The organism is Rhodococcus sp. Leaf247, from assembly GCF_001426185.1.
Taxonomy (GTDB): Bacteria; Actinomycetota; Actinomycetes; order Mycobacteriales; family Mycobacteriaceae; genus Rhodococcoides.
Genome location: NZ_LMRP01000002.1, coordinates 569,373 through 585,551 on the forward strand (window position 1 = coordinate 569,373; position 16,179 = coordinate 585,551).

General features: G+C 65.2%; 12 protein-coding genes. All 12 read right to left on the reverse strand.

The genetic code is table 11. The features are described from left to right. Positions 1-27 precede the first annotated feature (27 nt). Positions 28-3,534, reverse strand: a complete 3,507-nt coding sequence (rpoB, locus tag ASG64_RS11920; RefSeq protein WP_042574035.1) for a DNA-directed RNA polymerase subunit beta — start codon at positions 3,532-3,534, stop codon at positions 28-30. Positions 3,535-3,975: 441 nt separating this feature from the next. Continuing rightward, complete coding sequence (locus tag ASG64_RS11925) at positions 3,976-4,671, reverse strand: hypothetical protein (protein WP_052493176.1); 696 nt, start codon at positions 4,669-4,671, stop codon at positions 3,976-3,978. Between the two features lie 132 nt (positions 4,672-4,803). Then, the gene (locus tag ASG64_RS11930; protein WP_156148833.1) at positions 4,804-5,550 is read right to left on the reverse strand and encodes a hypothetical protein; all 747 of its coding nucleotides are present in this window, start codon (positions 5,548-5,550) and stop codon (positions 4,804-4,806) included. Positions 5,551-5,684: 134 nt separating this feature from the next. Next, positions 5,685-6,935: an MCE family protein gene (locus ASG64_RS11935; RefSeq protein ID WP_056073811.1), complete on the reverse strand. Its 1,251-nt coding sequence runs from the start codon at positions 6,933-6,935 to the stop codon at positions 5,685-5,687. Beyond that, complete coding sequence (locus tag ASG64_RS11940; protein WP_042574039.1) at positions 6,932-8,203, reverse strand: MCE family protein; 1,272 nt, start codon at positions 8,201-8,203, stop codon at positions 6,932-6,934. Before ASG64_RS11940 ends, ASG64_RS11935 begins: the two co-directional genes overlap by 4 nt. Positions 8,204-8,205: 2 nt before the next feature. Next, on the reverse strand, positions 8,206-9,429 hold the full coding sequence (locus tag ASG64_RS11945) for an MCE family protein (protein WP_442971146.1): 1,224 nt from the start codon (positions 9,427-9,429) through the stop codon (positions 8,206-8,208). Positions 9,430-9,491: 62 nt separating this feature from the next. Further along, the gene (locus tag ASG64_RS11950; RefSeq protein WP_042574041.1) at positions 9,492-10,514 is read right to left on the reverse strand and encodes an MCE family protein; all 1,023 of its coding nucleotides are present in this window, start codon (positions 10,512-10,514) and stop codon (positions 9,492-9,494) included. After that, entirely contained in the window at positions 10,511-11,575 is a 1,065-nt protein-coding gene (locus ASG64_RS11955) for an MCE family protein (protein WP_056073816.1), read from the reverse strand. Before ASG64_RS11955 ends, ASG64_RS11950 begins: the two co-directional genes overlap by 4 nt. Next, positions 11,572-12,906, reverse strand: coding sequence for an MCE family protein (locus tag ASG64_RS11960; RefSeq protein WP_042574043.1), 1,335 nt, complete (start codon positions 12,904-12,906; stop codon positions 11,572-11,574). Before ASG64_RS11960 ends, ASG64_RS11955 begins: the two co-directional genes overlap by 4 nt. Next, a complete protein-coding gene (locus ASG64_RS11965; protein ID WP_042574044.1) occupies positions 12,903-13,763 on the reverse strand; it encodes an MlaE family ABC transporter permease in 861 nt (286 codons plus the stop codon). Before ASG64_RS11965 ends, ASG64_RS11960 begins: the two co-directional genes overlap by 4 nt. A gap of 1 nt (position 13,764) precedes the next feature. Beyond that, positions 13,765-14,559 (reverse strand): MlaE family ABC transporter permease, encoded by a 795-nt coding sequence (locus ASG64_RS11970; RefSeq protein ID WP_042574045.1) that lies wholly within the window; start codon positions 14,557-14,559, stop codon positions 13,765-13,767. Between the two features lie 8 nt (positions 14,560-14,567). Beyond that, positions 14,568-15,791: an ABC transporter ATP-binding protein gene (locus ASG64_RS11975; RefSeq protein ID WP_042574046.1), complete on the reverse strand. Its 1,224-nt coding sequence runs from the start codon at positions 15,789-15,791 to the stop codon at positions 14,568-14,570. Between the last annotated feature and the right edge of the window lie 388 nt (positions 15,792-16,179).

A 16,179-nucleotide genomic window follows, 5' to 3' on the forward strand; every position in this document is an offset into this window, starting at 1 on the left:
AGTCCCCTCGCGCCGGCCTGTCACCGATTACTGCGCGAGATCGTCGACGGTCGCGGACTCGTTGCGGGAGAGGTTGATTCCCAGGTTGGCCGCGGCACGCTCGAGATCCTCGTCGTCGCCGTCCGCCATCGTGATGGCTGCGCCGTCCGAGGACAGCACCTCCACGTTGAGGCACAGCGACTGGAGCTCCTTGAGGAGCACCTTGAAGGACTCGGGGATACCGGGTTCCGGGATGTTCTCACCCTTGACGATGGCCTCGTAGACCTTCACGCGGCCGACCACGTCGTCGGACTTGATGGTGAGGAGCTCCTGCAGCGTGTAGGCAGCGCCGTAGGCCTGCATGGCCCAGCACTCCATCTCGCCGAAGCGCTGTCCACCGAACTGCGCCTTACCACCGAGGGGCTGCTGCGTGATCATCGAGTACGGGCCTGTCGAACGAGCGTGGATCTTGTCGTCGACGAGGTGGTGCAGCTTGATGATGTACATGTAGCCCACGGACACCGGGTACGGGAACGGCTCTCCGGAACGGCCGTCGAACAACGTGGCCTTTCCGTCGGCGCCGACCATGCGCTCGCCGTCACGGTTCGGGATCGTGCTCGCCAGCAGGCCGGTGAGCTCGTCCTCCTTCGCACCGTCGAACACCGGGGTGGCGATGTTGGTGTCCGCCTCGGCGGCCAACATCTCCTCGGGCAGGGTCGCGGCCCAGTCGGGACGGACTCCGTCGGTAGCAACCTGAATGTTCCATCCGGTCTTACCGATCCAACCGAGGTGTGTCTCGAGGATCTGACCGATGTTCATACGACGCGGGACGCCGTGCGTGTTCAGGATGATGTCGATCGGGGTGCCGTCGGACAGGAACGGCATGTCCTCCTGCGGGAGGATCTTGCCGATGACGCCCTTGTTGCCGTGGCGGCCGGCGAGCTTGTCGCCGTCCTGGATCTTGCGCTTCTGGGCCACGTAGACGCGGACCAGCTCGTTCACACCGGGAGGCAGATCGTCGTCGTCCTCGCGTGAGAACACGCGGATGCCGATGACCTTTCCGTTCTCGCCGTGCGGAACCTTCAGAGACGTGTCGCGGACCTCGCGGGCCTTCTCGCCGAAGATGGCGCGCAGCAGGCGCTCCTCCGGGGTCAGCTCGGTCTCGCCCTTGGGCGTGACCTTTCCGACCAGGACGTCGCCGTCACGAACCTCGGCACCGATACGGATGATGCCGCGCTCGTCGAGGTCTGCGAGGACCTCGTCCGAGACGTTCGGGATGTCACGAGTGATCTCCTCGGCACCGAGCTTGGTGTCGCGGGCATCGATCTCGTGCTCCTCGATGTGGATCGAGGTCAGGACGTCCTCTTCCACGAGGCGCTGCGACAGGATGATCGCGTCCTCGTAGTTGTGGCCCTCCCACGGCATGATCGCGACGAGCAAGTTCTTGCCCAACGCCATCTCGCCGTTCTCGGTGCAGGGACCGTCGGCCAGAACCTGGCCGGCCTCGACGCGAGCTCCCTCGTCCACGATCGGACGCTGGTTCGCGCAGGTGCCCTGGTTGGAGCGGGCGAACTTCCGCATCCGGTACGTGTTGCGAGTGCCGTCGTCCGCCATCACGGTGACGTAGTCGGCGGACACCTCCTCGATGACACCGGACTTCTCGTTGACGATGACGTCGCCGGCATCGACAGCCGCACGCAGTTCCATGCCGGTTCCGACGAGCGGAGCTTCGCTGCGCACGAGAGGAACGGCCTGACGCTGCATGTTCGCGCCCATCAGGGCACGGTTGGCGTCGTCGTGCTCGAGGAACGGGATCATCGCGGTGGCCACGGAGACCATCTGACGAGGCGAGACGTCCATGTAGTCGACGTCGAGGGACGAGACGAACTCGACCTCTCCGCCCTTACGACGGACGAGGATCTTCTCGTCGACGAAGCGACCCGAGGTGTCGATGGACGAGTTGGCCTGCGCCACGACGTGGCGGTCCTCCTCGTCGGCGGTCAGGTAGTCGACATCGTCGGTGACCTGTCCTTCGACGACCTTGCGGTACGGCGTCTCGATGAAGCCGAACGGGTTCACACGGGCGTACACCGAGAGCGAACCGATCAGGCCGATGTTCGGGCCTTCCGGAGTCTCGATGGGGCACATGCGGCCGTAGTGCGACGGGTGGACGTCGCGGACCTCGAGGCCGGCGCGCTCACGCGAGAGGCCACCGGGGCCCAGCGCGGAGAGACGACGCTTGTGGGTCAGACCCGACAGCGGGTTGTTCTGGTCCATGAACTGCGACAGCTGCGAGGTCCCGAAGAACTCCTTGATGGCAGCGACCACGGGACGGATGTTGATCAGGGTCTGCGGCGTGATGGCCTCGACGTCCTGGGTGGTCATCCGCTCACGGACCACACGCTCCATGCGGGACAGGCCCACGCGGATCTGGTTCTGGATCAGCTCGCCGACCGTGCGGAGACGACGGTTGCCGAAGTGGTCGATGTCGTCGACCTCCACGGGAACCTCGACGCCGTCGGGTGCCGTCATCGACTTCTCGCCCGCGTGCAGACGCACGAGGTACTCGATGGTGGCGACGATGTCCTCTTCGGTCAGCGTCGACGCCTCGATGGGCAGACCCGAGTTCAGGCCCAGCTTCTTGTTGATCTTGTAACGACCGACGCGTGCGAGGTCGTAGCGCTTCTCCTTGAAGAACAGGTTCTCCAGCAGGGTCTGCGCGCTCTCCTTCGTGGGCGGCTCGCCCGGACGGAGCTTGCGGTAGATGTCGAGCAGCGCCTCGTCGGTGCCGGCCGTGTTGTCCTTCTCCAGCGTGGCCATGAGGATCTCCGAGAAGCCGAAGCGCTCGGTGATCTGCTCGGTGGTCCAGCCGAGTGCCTTGAGGAGCACGGTGACGGGCTGACGACGCTTGCGGTCGATGCGGACACCGACGGTGTCGCGCTTGTCGACGTCGAACTCGAGCCATGCGCCGCGGCCGGGGATGACCTTGACGCTGTGCAGGTCCTTCTCGGTGGTCTTGTCGACAGCGTGGTCGAAGTAGACACCCGGGGAGCGCACGAGCTGCGAGACGACGACGCGCTCGGTGCCGTTGATGATGAACGTGCCCTTGCCCGTCATCATGGGGAAATCACCCATGAAGACGGTCTGGCTCTTGATCTCACCGGTGTTGTTGTTGATGAACTCCGCGGTGACGAACAGCGGCGCCGCGTAGGTCATGTCCTTGTCTTTGCACTCGTCGATCGAGGCCTTGACCTCGTCGAAGCGTGGGTCGGAGAAGGACAGCGACATCGAACCGGAGAAGTCCTCGATGGGAGAAAGTTCCGTCAGGATGTCCTCGAGACCACCACTGCGCGCGTTGTCGCCACGTGCTTCCGCACGTGCGCGCCATTCGGGCGTACCGACGAGCCATTCGAACGAATCGGTTTGAAGATCGAGCAACCCCGGTACTTCGAGGGGTTCGCGAATCTTCGCGAACGACACCCTCTTCGGGGCTCCGGGAGTTCCGGCGTTTTCCTTGGACTGGGTGGAGACTGCCAAGATGCGTCCTTCCAGCACCTCACGCGGGCCGCATACCGTGATGCGCGACCGTCGCTAATCTGCTTTTGTGTGTGGGAACTTCGCTGGTCACGACCCGTACGAAGTCCTCGCTCAGCAGAGATCGACACACGTGTCGATTCAGGCAAAGTCTGGAAGTGGACAGGAGGCACCCAGCGCAACGTCCAAAAGTACCCCAACGCGGCGGATATGGCAACCGCGGCCGCGCGGAGAGCGCAGTCGACCCGGACGGACCACGGGCCGGGACCCACCGACGGACAGTCCTCCGGCCGACGATCACTCCGACGCCCGGTGCCTCCATTTGCTCCGGCGTCGGATCCGATCGAACAGCGAGACCGTGGCCGCACTCGATGAATCCGGTAATCAGAGTGGACTCCCGAAGCCCTCGCGTCAAGAGCGCGAGCGGCGTTTCGTCTCCGATAGTTCCGTCGATGCCGACGATCAGCGGTTGTCGATCGTGGCCAGGAGCCACTTTCCGTCGACGCGTTCCATCGTCAGCGAGACCGGCGTCTGCACCGTTCCCTGATCGACCGTGTCCTGGGTCGCGGCGATGTCCATGCTGGCCAGGAGCTCGGCGCGGTCACCGTCGAGCAGCGTGACACCGATGTCGGTGACGACGGCGTTGGTCGTGGTCTGCGTCTGGATGACGCCCTGCTTGGTCTGTTCGGCGGTCGAGTCGTACTCACCGCGACGTTCGTCGTTCAGCACCGCGCGAGCCGCCGCCTGATCCTGATCGATGGTGTCGAACTTGTAGGAGAAGACGGTCTGCAACGCATCTCGTCCGGCCGAGGTGACCTCCTGGGTGGCCGCCGTGTCGACCCACGCCTGATTGCTCACCTCGGACGTTCCCGGGCGGATGATGCCCAGGAGCGCGACGACGGCGAACACGACGGCGAGAGCCGCGAGGAGCATCGTCTTCGGCGTCCACCACGCAGTGTCCCGACCGGTGGTCGGCTCCGCAGCATCGGTCGCCTCGGAGGATTCGACTGTGTCGGCGATATCCGTTCCGGACTCCGTCGTCGCGGCGGTCGGCGACTTCTCCAGGTCGACCGAGCCGGTGGTCGGCGTCGTGGCGGTCGCGTCGTCCGCCACGGCATCGTTCTCGACGCCGGGTGCCGACGCGGCCCTACCTGCCACCTTGGGACGGCGGATGCTGCCGGCAGGGGGACGGGCGGCGCCTACGGGCGGTCTACGACGTGCGGGAGGCATCTTGTGGTTCTCCTAGCTGAGGCTGTGACGAACGAGGCGGTGGGCACGGGCGACGCCGTGTCACTGACCGCCGTCGGTCGGAGCGGCAGGATCGACGGGTGCGGCCGGGTCCACCGGCGCAGCGGGATCCACCGGAGCGGCCGGATCCGTGGGCGCAGCGGGATCCGTCGCGGCGTTGGGATCCGTCGCGGCGTTCGGGTCCGTGGGCAGCTCGAGAGGGATGCGCTGACCGATGGGCTGGATGCGCGTGGCCTTCCAGGTGCCGTCGACGTCCTGCAGCTCCAGACGCAACGTGCTCTGGTACCGCTCGTTGCCGTCGGGCTTGGCCGTGTCGGTCGTGATGACGATCAGCGACTGGGCGGTGCCCTCGTCCTCGCTGAAGCCGACCAGCGTGGCGTGCTGCACCGCAGCGGTGGTGACGACTCCGGACTCGGCGAACTGCTGCCGGAACTGCTCCCGCGTGTCGTTCAGACCGTTGGTCAGCTCGTCGCCCGTGATCGAGGACTCGATGTCCGCGAACGTCTTGTCGAGGTCGTTCGAGTCGACGGAGTTGAGGTTGATCGCAGCCTGGCGTGCACCGGCGAGCGCGTCGTCACGCAGAGATGCCGCGGAGGACTCCTGATGCGCGAGGAACCAGAAGACACCGAGCACGATGGCCGCGACCAGAGCGATCGCCGCAGCGGCGGCCGTGATGGCGAGAGCGACCGGCGAGGTGCGACGAGTCGCGGGCGACGGTGTGAGCTCCGTGTCGTCACCCTCGTTCGCGTCGTCGGTCACGTCCGGGTCGGGAGAGGTGGTTGGCGTCACAGCGGCCACAGTACCGGTAGGTAACTTCCCGCGGCCAACGCCTCCGTACACCTCACGGGGCATCGCGGACACACCGGACAAGCCCGGCCCCGAGGCTGGTGCCTCGGGCCGGGCTTGTCGGACGAGCGTCTGTATCAGGGGCGAACCGTGACACCCAGCAGCGCAGCGAGCTGTGTGGCGATCGGGTTCAGGTCGAGGGGGTCCGGTGCCACCTTCGGCTTGTCGTCCCACGGCTGCACGGTTTGCGGATCGGCGAAGCGGACGCTGTTGGCTCCGCGAACGTTGGTCAGCGATCCCTGGGGAACCGTGCAGTTGGCGTCGAGGTTGATCGGGAAGTCCTGCTGCGACGGATCGAAGTCCGGATTCTTCGCGTACTCGGCATCCAGGATGGCCTGAGTCCCCTCGTAGCCCTGCGTGCAGGACGGCGGGTTGTTGACCTCGAGCGCGATACCGAAGTGGATCGTGCCGTCGCCCGGGCTTGCAGACTTGGCACCCTGCGCCAACGCCGGCAGGAACTGCAGCAGTGGCCGCAGCGCGAATGTCCGGGGACTCAGCGATTCCCCGACCGCCGCCAGGTTCCCCAGGTTGCTCGTCAGAGCCGGACCGGCCTGTTGCACCAGCGCTCCGACCTGATCGCTGGCCGGAATACCGTTGTCGATGAGTCGACGGATGTCCGGATCGCTCGACCGCAGCTGAGCGGTCACCAGGTCGAGGTCGGAACTGAACTGCTGGATCGACGACGACTGCTCGGACTGCGTGTCGAGGACGACCCGGCTGTCCCGGATCAGGGTGAGCGTCTGCGGAAGATTGGTCAGGCCGTCCTCCGAGAACGTGTCGAGGGAGTCGACCAGACCCTGCAGCGCGTCACCGGTGCCGGCGAATCCTGTTCCCAATTCGGTGACCACGGTGTGCAGATCGTCCACCGGGACCGAGTCGGCGAGAGTCTTGACGTTCTTCAGCAGACTCTCGACCGGTGTCGGGATGAACGTGTTCTGCTGGGCGATCACGTCACCGTCCTGCAGGAACGGACCCTGATCGGTGCGCGGCTGCAGGTCGACGTACTGCTCGCCGATGGCGGAGCGGTTCGCGACGACAGCGATGGTGTCGGCCGGCACGTCCGGTGCGGACTTCTCCAGCTTCAGTTCGACGTCCACGCCGTCGTCGGTCAGGTTCAGGGCGCCGACACGGCCGACCGGGATACCGCGGTACGTCACCTCGGCGTTGCTGAAGATGCCGCCCGAGTCGGTGAACTGACCGGTGACCGTGTACTGACCGAACCCGAACAGTTGGTCGACGCGGACGTATTTGGCGCCCACGTAGACCAAGCCCAGGATAGCGATCACGACGAAGAGGATCAGCTGTGTACTGACCAGCTTTGATCTCACTGTCCACCTTCATTCTGAGTACCCGGGGTGGCGATACCGAACTGCTGCAGGATCCCGTCCAGCGGATTCGCCGACGGCGCCGCTGCCGGCACGCCGGGTGGCGGTGTCGGAGAGGGGATGATCGGCGGCAACGGCAGCAGCGAGATGGTCGGGAACGACGGACGCGGACCGTTGCCGTTGTAGTACGGGTTCGACGGATCGACCCGTGGCTTCGGATCGCCGTTGCGCGGTGCGCTGTAGATCGGATTGCCCTGTCCGACACCCAACGCGGTCAACTGGTTGCCGATCTGCAGGTCGACGCTCAGGAAGAGGTTCACCGCGTTGCCCTGGGCGATCTTCTCCACACCGTCCGGGAACGGGAACGTGGGAACGAATGCCAGGTCGGTGACCAGCTCGTCGCCGTAGGTGGACAACTCCTGCAGCGTGGGACGGAGAGCGCGGAGATCCGCGATCAGGTCGTCCTTCGACCGCTCGATGACATCGGTGCCGACCGTGCCGAGACGATCGAGCTGTCCGAGGAGCTGCGTCAACTGCGGACGCTGCTCTTCGAGCACCTGGGTCGCGACCGGCAGATCGGTGAGGATGCGGTCGATCTTCTCCGTCTGCTGGTTCAGCGTGCCGGTGAGCACGTCGAGACCGTCGATGGCTCGCGTGATGTCGGTCTTCTGCTCCTCGAGACCACCGATCAACGTGTTCGCCTGCTCGAGCAGACTGCGCACGCGATCCTCGCGGCCGCTGAACGCAGTGTTCAGTTCCTTGACGATGGGAGCCAGCTGCGCCACGCCGCCACCGTTGAGGAGCATCGACAACGCGCCGAGGACCTGCTCGATGTCGGTCGCGTGACGGGTGCGCTCGACGGGAATGGTGTCCCCGCTCTGCAACCGTGCCGCGGCGGCCTCGTCGGTGGGAACGCTGAGCTGGATGAACTTCTCACCCAGCAGGTTGGTCTGCTGGACCGACGCCATCGCGTTGGCCGGCAGATCGACCGACGGGTCGACCTCCACCTGCACGTCGGCGATCCACGAGTCTCCCGGCACGCTCACGGAGGTGACACGGCCGACCGAGACGCCGTCGACCTTGACGGTCGACTGCGGCACCAGGTCGAGAACGTCGTCGAACTGCAGCGTGAGCTCGAGCGGATCGGAACCCACGTCCGCGCCACCCGGCAGAGGGATGCCGTAGATGCCACTGGACCCGCAGGCGGTGAGCGTCAAGGCGACGACGCACGCTCCGGAGGCGGCCGTCAGACCGCGAGTGCGCACTCTCATCGTCACTCCCCTTCCTGAGGAATGGACAGGCCCGGAAGCTCCAGGTCGCTGATACGCGGCGACTGGACGCCGGGAACCGTGCCCGGCTCGACGTTGCGCTGGATGTTGTCGGCGCTGAGCAGACCGAACGGCAGAACCAGCGTCGGCGTCTTCACACCGGAGACGGCCTGGTCGATGATCGCGCCGCAGTTGTCGACGATCGGCTGCATCTGACGTCCGAGAGCCTCGAACTGAGGATCACCCGGGCGCAACTTCTGCAGATCGACGAGACTGCAGAAGAACGTCTTCGGGTCCTGCAGTTCGTTGAAGATCAACCGTGCATCCAGCGAGCCGGACTCGGCGTTGTACGAGTTCGCGACGTTGGCGACGGCCAACGGCAGCAGAGTCAGCGTGTCCGCCAGCCCCTCTCGGTTGTCGGCCAGCAACTGTGTCGTCGGGACGAGGTTGTCCAGATCGGTGGTCAGCTGGTCCCGGTTGTCCTGGACGAAGGTCGCGACGTCACCGAGAGTGACGGCGAGCTGGTTCAGCGCGAGCCCCAGATTCTCCCGCTCGCCGGCGAGAAAGCCTGTCAGCGAGGACAACTGGTTGTTGAACGCGCGTACCTGCTGGTCGTTGGCGGACAGTGCGCTGACGAACGTCTGCAGATTCTGGATGGTGCCGAACAGGTCACCACGGTACGAGTCGAGTGTCTCGACGGCACCCGAGAGCTGCGTGAGTGAATCGTTGAGAGCCTCACCGTTGCCGTCGAGGTTCTCCGCTCCCGTCGCCACCAGATCCGACAGCGCGCCGTTCTTGTTCGCGCCGTTGGGGCCGAGTGCTTCGGACAGTTCGTCGACACTCTTGTAGAGCTCGTCGACCTCGACCGGGGTGGCCGTCCGCTCCCGCGGAATGACCGCACCCGACTCCATCTTCTCGCCACCGGTGTAGGCCGGGGCGAGCTGGACGTAGCGGTCGGCGACGACCGACGGGGCGAGCTGCACCGCGCGGGCATCCGACGGGATGTCGACGCCGCGATCGACGCGCATGTCGACCTGGACCTGGTCGCCGAGACCCTCGACCTTGGTCACGGTGCCGACCTTGACGCCGAGAACACGGACCTCGGTGCCCTCGTACACGCCCACGGACTTGTCGAAGTACGAGGTGATGGTCGTGGTACCCAGTCGGGTGAACGCCCACCACAGTGCGAAGACGACCAGAACGACGGCCGCGAGGACGGCGGCGATGATGCCGAGGTTGCGCTTGCTGAAGAAGCCGCCCTTCGACTCCTCGGCCTGTGCGGTGGATGCGGTCACTGGCCTGCTCCCGGGCTTCGGACGGGATCCACACCGAGGGTGCGGATCGGCTCACGGTAACCCGGAATATCGGGGAGACCGGGCGGGAATGTATTGACGATGACCTGGTCGAACCAACGACCGTTGCCGACGATGTTCGTGTACAGCCGCACGAACGGCGAGTACAGCTTGATCGCCTCGGCGATGTTCTGGTTGTTGGTCTTCAACGTGTCGATGACCTGGCCGAGAGACTGCAGGGCGGGCCCGATGGTCGCCTCGTTGTCGCGGATCAGACCGGTCAGCTGAGTGGAGACGCGCTGCGTGCCGATGAGGAGCTGCGAGATCGACTGCTGCCGATTGTTGAGCTCCTGCAACAGGACCGAGGCATCGCCGATCAACCGGGTGAACTCCTGGTTGCGGTCGGCGAGCACCTGGGTGGTCTTGTTCGTCGCGGCGAACAACTTGCTCAGTTCGTCGTCACGCGAGGAGATCGTCTCCGACAGGCGGGTGACTCCGTCGAGAGACGCGCGGATGTTCTCCGGAGTCTCCGAGAACGCCTGCGACAGCGTCTCCATGCTCGTCGCGAGCTGAGCGGTGTCGATGTCGCCGGTCGTCCGCGCAGCGTCCGAGAACGCGTCGATCACGTCGTAGGGCGCTGTGGTCCGCTCGACCGGGATCGTGTTGCGAGGGTTCAGCCGCTCCTCGCCCTTGGGCTCGAGCGAGAGGAACTTCTGGCCCAGCAGGGTCTTGATCTGGATGGACGCCGAGGTGTTGTCGCCGACGAACGCGTCGTTGACCGTGAACTCGACCTTCACCTTGTCCCCGTCGAGGGACACGTCGGTGACCTTGCCGACCTTGACGCCGGCGATACGGACCTCGTTGCTCGCACGCAGCCCGGCAGCTTCGGAGAAGTCGGCGGAGTACTTCGACCCGGCTCCGATGATCGGCAGCGAGTCGAGGAAGAACGCGGACAGCGTGGTCATCACGATCAGGAAGATCCCGAGTGCGCCCAGAACAGCGGGCGAGCGGTGCGTGGTCACTGAATTCCTCCTGCCGCGCAACGTTTGGCCGAGTTCGTGTAGAGGGGCTGATTGATGGTCGGCAGTCCTGTCGGCAGGTTGAGCTGAGGTGCGTAACCGGGGCCGGCGACGATGTCGATGCCGCACAGATAGAACTGGAACCACGATCCGAAGCTGGCCACTCGGATGAGCTTCGTCAGCTTCACCGGGAAGTTCTTCAGGATGGCGTCGAAGTCCTCCTGGCGGTTGTTGATCTTGGTCGACAATCCGTCGATGGACGTGATCGCCGACTGGATCGACGGACGCGTCGGCTCGAGCAGATCGGCGGTCGCATCGGTCAACCCGGCGAGCGAGGTGACCGCGGATCCGACCGTGTTCCGATCCGCCGACAGACCGGACACCAACTGCTGGGTGTTGACGATCAGCTGGTCGAGTTCCTTGTCGTGCTGGTTCACCGTGTCGAGGACACCGTTGAGGTTGTCGATGACGGCACCGATGACCTGGTCCTTGTCCGCGACCGTGTTGGTCAGACTGGCCGTGTCACGCACGAGGTCTCCGATGGTTCCGGACTCACCCTGGAACACCTGGATGATCTCGAACGACAGCTTGTTCACGTCGTCCGCGGTGAGCGTCTGGAACAGCGGCCGGAATCCGTTGAACAGTGTCGTCAGATTGACGGCCGGCTTGGTGCGATCGAGCGGGATGGTGGCTCCGTCGGTGATCTTCTCGCCCTGTCCGCCGGATCCCTGGTCGAGCGAGATGTAGCGCTGCCCGATCAGGTTGCGGTATCGGATCGTCGCGGTCGTCGTGGCGGGGAGCCACTCGCGCTCGCTCAGAGCGAAGTCGACGCGAGCGAGGTCGCGGTTCTCGATCGCGATCTTCTCGACCTGGCCGACCCGGACGCCGGCGATACGGACCTCGTCGCCCTCGTTGAGCGAGGACACGTCGGTGAAGATCGCCGAGAACTTCGTCTTGCCCGAACCCGCTCCGTTGGCGATGGTCAGCGCGAGCGCAGCCGTCGCCAGGATGGTCACCACCGCGAAGATGATTAATTTGATCAGCGGTGCCGCAAGGCCTCTCATCGCACACTCACTTCCGTGCCGCGGAGCGCCGGAGCGCCCACCAGGGTGGTCCACGCAGGAACCTGGTCCGGGGAGATGCCGGAGCCTCCGCCGTAGACCACGGCCAGCGTGTCCCGTTCGATATCGGATCCTGCGTACGACGCGGGGACGGGCGACTGCAGCGGGTTGGGCAGCGCGCCGGGGTCCACCGCAGGGCCGGGGTTACGCGACGGCACCTGGTAGGAGCCGTCGTTGACACCGCTGCCCGGGTACTGCGGGAAGAACTTGCCGGGCGTGGTCACCTGCTCGAAGCAGGACGCACCACGCGTGTCGAGCAGTCGCGGCTCGTCCTGGTTCGGGATGTAGCGCCCCTTCGGATTGACGAAGTTGATCGACGCGCGGACACCCGGGTACGGGGCGTCGACAGACAGGATCTTCTTCGCCTCGTCGGCGACCCGGACGAACTCCTTGAACGTGCAGCCGAAGGACGGGGAGAACTCCGCGAGCAGTTCGAGCGCCTCACGGGAATCCGCCGCGACGGACACGATGGACTCGGCGTTGGTCTGGACCAGGTCGGCGAGTGAGCCGGACGACGCGGTGGCGCTGGCGAGCAGCGTCGTCACGTCGTTCTGCTTCTCCACCACGGTGTTTCCGGTGACGCGCAGGTTGTCCAACGCATCGACCAGGTCGGGTGCAGCCGTCGAGTACGTCTCCGACAGGTCCGCGATTCCCACGAGGTCCTGCTGGATGTTCGGCAGCTCGTCGGCCAGTCCGGCGAAGATCGTCTCGAGACGGTCGATCGTCAGTCCGAGCTTCTCGCCGTTGCCCTCCAGGGCCTGGGACAACGCGCCGAGCGTGTTGGCCAGGTCCTGCGGCGGAATGGCGTCGAGAAGCGGCAGGAGGGAGTCGAGCAGCTGCCCGACCTCGACGGCGTTGCCGCTCTTGTCCTGCTGGATGACTGCGCCCTCGGCGATCGGTGTGGCGCCGGCAGCGTCCTCGGGGATCTGCAGAGCGACGTAGCGCTCGCCGAACAGTGTCTTCGGCAGCAGGCGCGCCGTGACGTTGGACGGGATCTTGCCGATCATGCCGGGCTCCAACGCGATCTTGGACGTGACCTGCCCGTTCTCGGTGGTGGCGGAGCGGACCTCGCCGACGATCATGCCGCGAGCCTTGACGTCCGCGTTGGCGGGCAACGCGTTGCCGACGGTGTCCGTCACCAGATCGACCATCACCACACTCTTGAAGGACTTGTTGAACGTCGTGATGCTCCACGCGACGAACAGGACGACGACGAGAAGGAATCCGATGCCGAGAAGGCGTCGACGCGTCGCCGATGGTTGCGTGGCGCTCATCCGGCGACCCTCACCGTTGTCGTGGTGCCCCAGATGGCGAGGCTCAGGAAGAAGTTCAGCACGGCGACCGTCACCAGTGCGGCGCGCACGGCGCGACCCACCGCGACACCCACGCCGGCCGGTCCGCCCGAGGCCGTGTAGCCGTAATAGCAATGGATCATGATCAACACGAAAGCGAAGACCAGCACTTTGGCGAACGAATAGAGCACGTCCTCCGGCGGCAGGAACAACGTGAAGTAATGGTCGTACGAGCCAGGTGACTGACCGTTGAAGACAGTGCTCACCAGACGTGAGGCGAGATAGGCGGACAACAGTCCGACGATGTACAGCGGAATGACGGCGATGAAGCCGGCAATCATGCGCGTCGTCACCAGGAACGGCACGGACGGAACGGCCATGACCTCGAGGGCGTCGATCTCCTCCGAGATGCGCATGGCTCCGAGCTGGGCGGTGAAGCCGCAGCCGACCGTCGCGGACAACGCGAGCGAGGCCACGATGGGCGCGATCTCACGGGTGTTGACGTAAGCCGAGAGGAAGCCGGTCAGGACCTGGCTGCCCAACTGCTCCAGGGCGGCGAAGCCCTGCAGTCCCACGACGACGCCGGTGAAGCCGGACATCATCAGGATGACGCCGATCGTGCCGCCGATGACGGCGAGGGCGCCGGAACCGAAGGTGACCTCGGCCAGGAGACGGAGAGTCTCCTTCTTGTAGTGCACGGCCGTGCGCGGGATCCACCCGATCGCACGTCCGTAGAAGGACATCTGTTCGCCGGCACGGTCCAGGACGCCGAGCGGAGCCGACGCCGCACTGCGGAGTCGGAGCAGGGTGCGGTCTCCACGACCGCGAGCGATAGTCATCTCACCCTCCCTTCGCAGGGACGACCTGCAGGTAGACCAGCGTCATGATGAGGTTGGCGAAGAACAGGATGAGGAACGTGATGACGACGGTCTGGTTCACCGCTTCGCCCACGCCCTTCGGCCCGGGGTTGGGATGCAGTCCCTTGTAGGAGGCGATGACGCCGGCGATCAGACCGAACACGACCGCCTTGAGTTCACCGACCCACAGGTCGGGGAGCTGGGCCAGCGTCGAGAACGACGCCAGGTAGGCACCGGGGGTGCCGTCCTGCAGGATCACGTTGAAGAAGTAACCACCGGCGATGCCGATGACCGAGACGAGTCCGTTGAGCAACAACGCGACGAGGATCATCGCGAGCACGCGCGGAACCACCAGGCGCTGCACCGGGTCGATGCCCAGCACCCGCATCGCGTCGATCTCCTCGCGGATGGTGCGCGACCCGAGGTCGGCCGTCACCGCGGAGCCGGCCGCACCGGCGATCAGCAGCGCCACCACGATCGGACTGCCCTGCTGCACCACCGCCAACACGCTGGCCGCGCCGGTGAATGACTCGGCGCCGAGCTGCTTGATCAGCGAACCGGTCTGCAGCGACACCACCGCGCCGAAAGGAATGGCGACCAGCGCGGTCGGAAGAATGGTGACGCTGGCAATGAACCAGGCCTGCTCGATGAATTCGCGGAGTTGGAACGGCCGGCGGAAGGTATTGCGGGCGACATCGACCAGAAGCTCGACGATGTTTCCTGCTTGGGCCAGCGCTGCGGTGCCCGACTTGAGAATCGGGTTCTTCGTTTTAGCCATTGTCGTACTTAGCCCCGAGGTCCGCTCGACGGAGATCCGTCATAGTTCTGGTCCTGACCGGGCTCGCTCCAGCCCTGCTGGGAGTAGTTCTGCCGGGTCGTGTCCTGCTGCCCGTAGTCCTGCTGCCCGTAATCCTGCTGGGAGTAGCCCTGCTGCGAGTAGTCCTGCTGGGAGTAACCCTGCTGGTCGGTCTGCTCGCCGTGCTGGGCACCGGCGTACGCGGGCTGCTGAGGCCGACCGCCGTCCTCGCGCTCCGCCTCGTCCAGGCTCTCCTGGATCGCGTGCTGGGCGTGCTCGGGAAGCGTGTGCATGATGCTGCGGACGCGCTCGCGACGACGATCGACTGCCTGACGACGCGGCATTCCGGGCGTCGGATCCATCTGCGGCATGATGCCCTCGACGTCCTCGACACCACCGAGGTTGTGGCCGGCGTCGGACAGGGCCTGCTCCTGGCGCATCTGCGCCTCGTCCTTCTCCTCGCTCATGCCGATCGGGCCGATCATCGTTCCGTTGAGGAACTGCTTGACGGCCGGTTCGTCGGAGGTGAGAAGCACCTCGCGCGGTCCGAACATGACGAGGTTCTTGCGGAAGAGCATGCCGATGTTGTCGGGCACGGTGCGGGCCAGGTTGATGTTGTGCGTGACGATCAGCATCGTGGCGTCGATCTGCGCGTTGATGTTGAGCAGCAGCTGGCTGATGTACGTCGTACGCACCGGATCCAGTCCGGAGTCCGGCTCGTCGACCAGGATGATCTCGGGGTCGAGCACGAGTGCGCGGGCCAGCCCGGCGCGCTTGCGCATACCGCCGGAGATCTCACCGGGGAGCTTGTTCTCGGCGCCGGTCAGACCGACCAGTTCGAGCTTGTCCATGACGATCCGACGGATCTCGTCTTCCTTCTTCTTCGTGTGTTCACGAAGCGGGAAGGCGGTGTTGTCGTAGAGGTTCATGGAGCCGAAGAGCGCGCCGTCCTGGAAGAGGACGCCGAACAGCTTCCGGATCTCGTAGAGCTCCTTGGAGGAGCACTCCATGATGTCCGTGCCGTCGACGACGATCGAGCCTTCCTCCGGGCGGAGAAGACCGATGAGCGACTTGAGGAAGACGGACTTGCCGGTACCGGACGGCCCGAGGAGAGCACTGACCTCGCCTGTCGGCAAGGTCATCGTCACGTCCTGCCAGATCTTCTGTACACCGAACGACTTGGTCAATCCTTCGACCGAAACCTCGACACCCACTTGTGACCCTCCCACTGCTCGTCGCACACGACGCAACGCGTCGACATCGGTGTGCGTCGCGTCACTCTAACTCAGACGAGTGGGCGCAACGACCACGAACCCTACCGCCCAGTAACACGTCCCCCGACCTGGCCGCAGCTTTCGGTAGAAGTGTGACCTATGAATGGCGGATTCACGACCGAACAGAGCGGACGCGATCGAATTGGTCGTGACGTCCGAACGGACGCGAGGGCAAACGTATCCGACGCCTACGACGCTCGTACACGGCTGACCTGCGTGGTCGTACCCGATCATGGCTGCGGAGCGACAACTCTGTGACCACATACGGACCCGCGCAGCTCGAGCGCGGATAGCGTTCGATGTGTCGTTGTCACGCCTCGGCGTTGCG

Coding starts and splice junctions, on each gene's coding strand:
- ASG64_RS11965 (WP_042574044.1), bottom strand. CDS start 13,763: ATGACTATCGCTCGCGGTCGTGGAGACCGCACCCTGCTCCGACTCCGC.
- ASG64_RS11955 (WP_056073816.1), bottom strand. CDS start 11,575: ATGAGAGGCCTTGCGGCACCGCTGATCAAATTAATCATCTTCGCGGTG.
- ASG64_RS11970 (WP_042574045.1), bottom strand. CDS start 14,559: ATGGCTAAAACGAAGAACCCGATTCTCAAGTCGGGCACCGCAGCGCTG.
- ASG64_RS11940 (WP_042574039.1), bottom strand. CDS start 8,203: ATGAGAGTGCGCACTCGCGGTCTGACGGCCGCCTCCGGAGCGTGCGTC.
- ASG64_RS11960 (WP_042574043.1), bottom strand. CDS start 12,906: ATGAGCGCCACGCAACCATCGGCGACGCGTCGACGCCTTCTCGGCATC.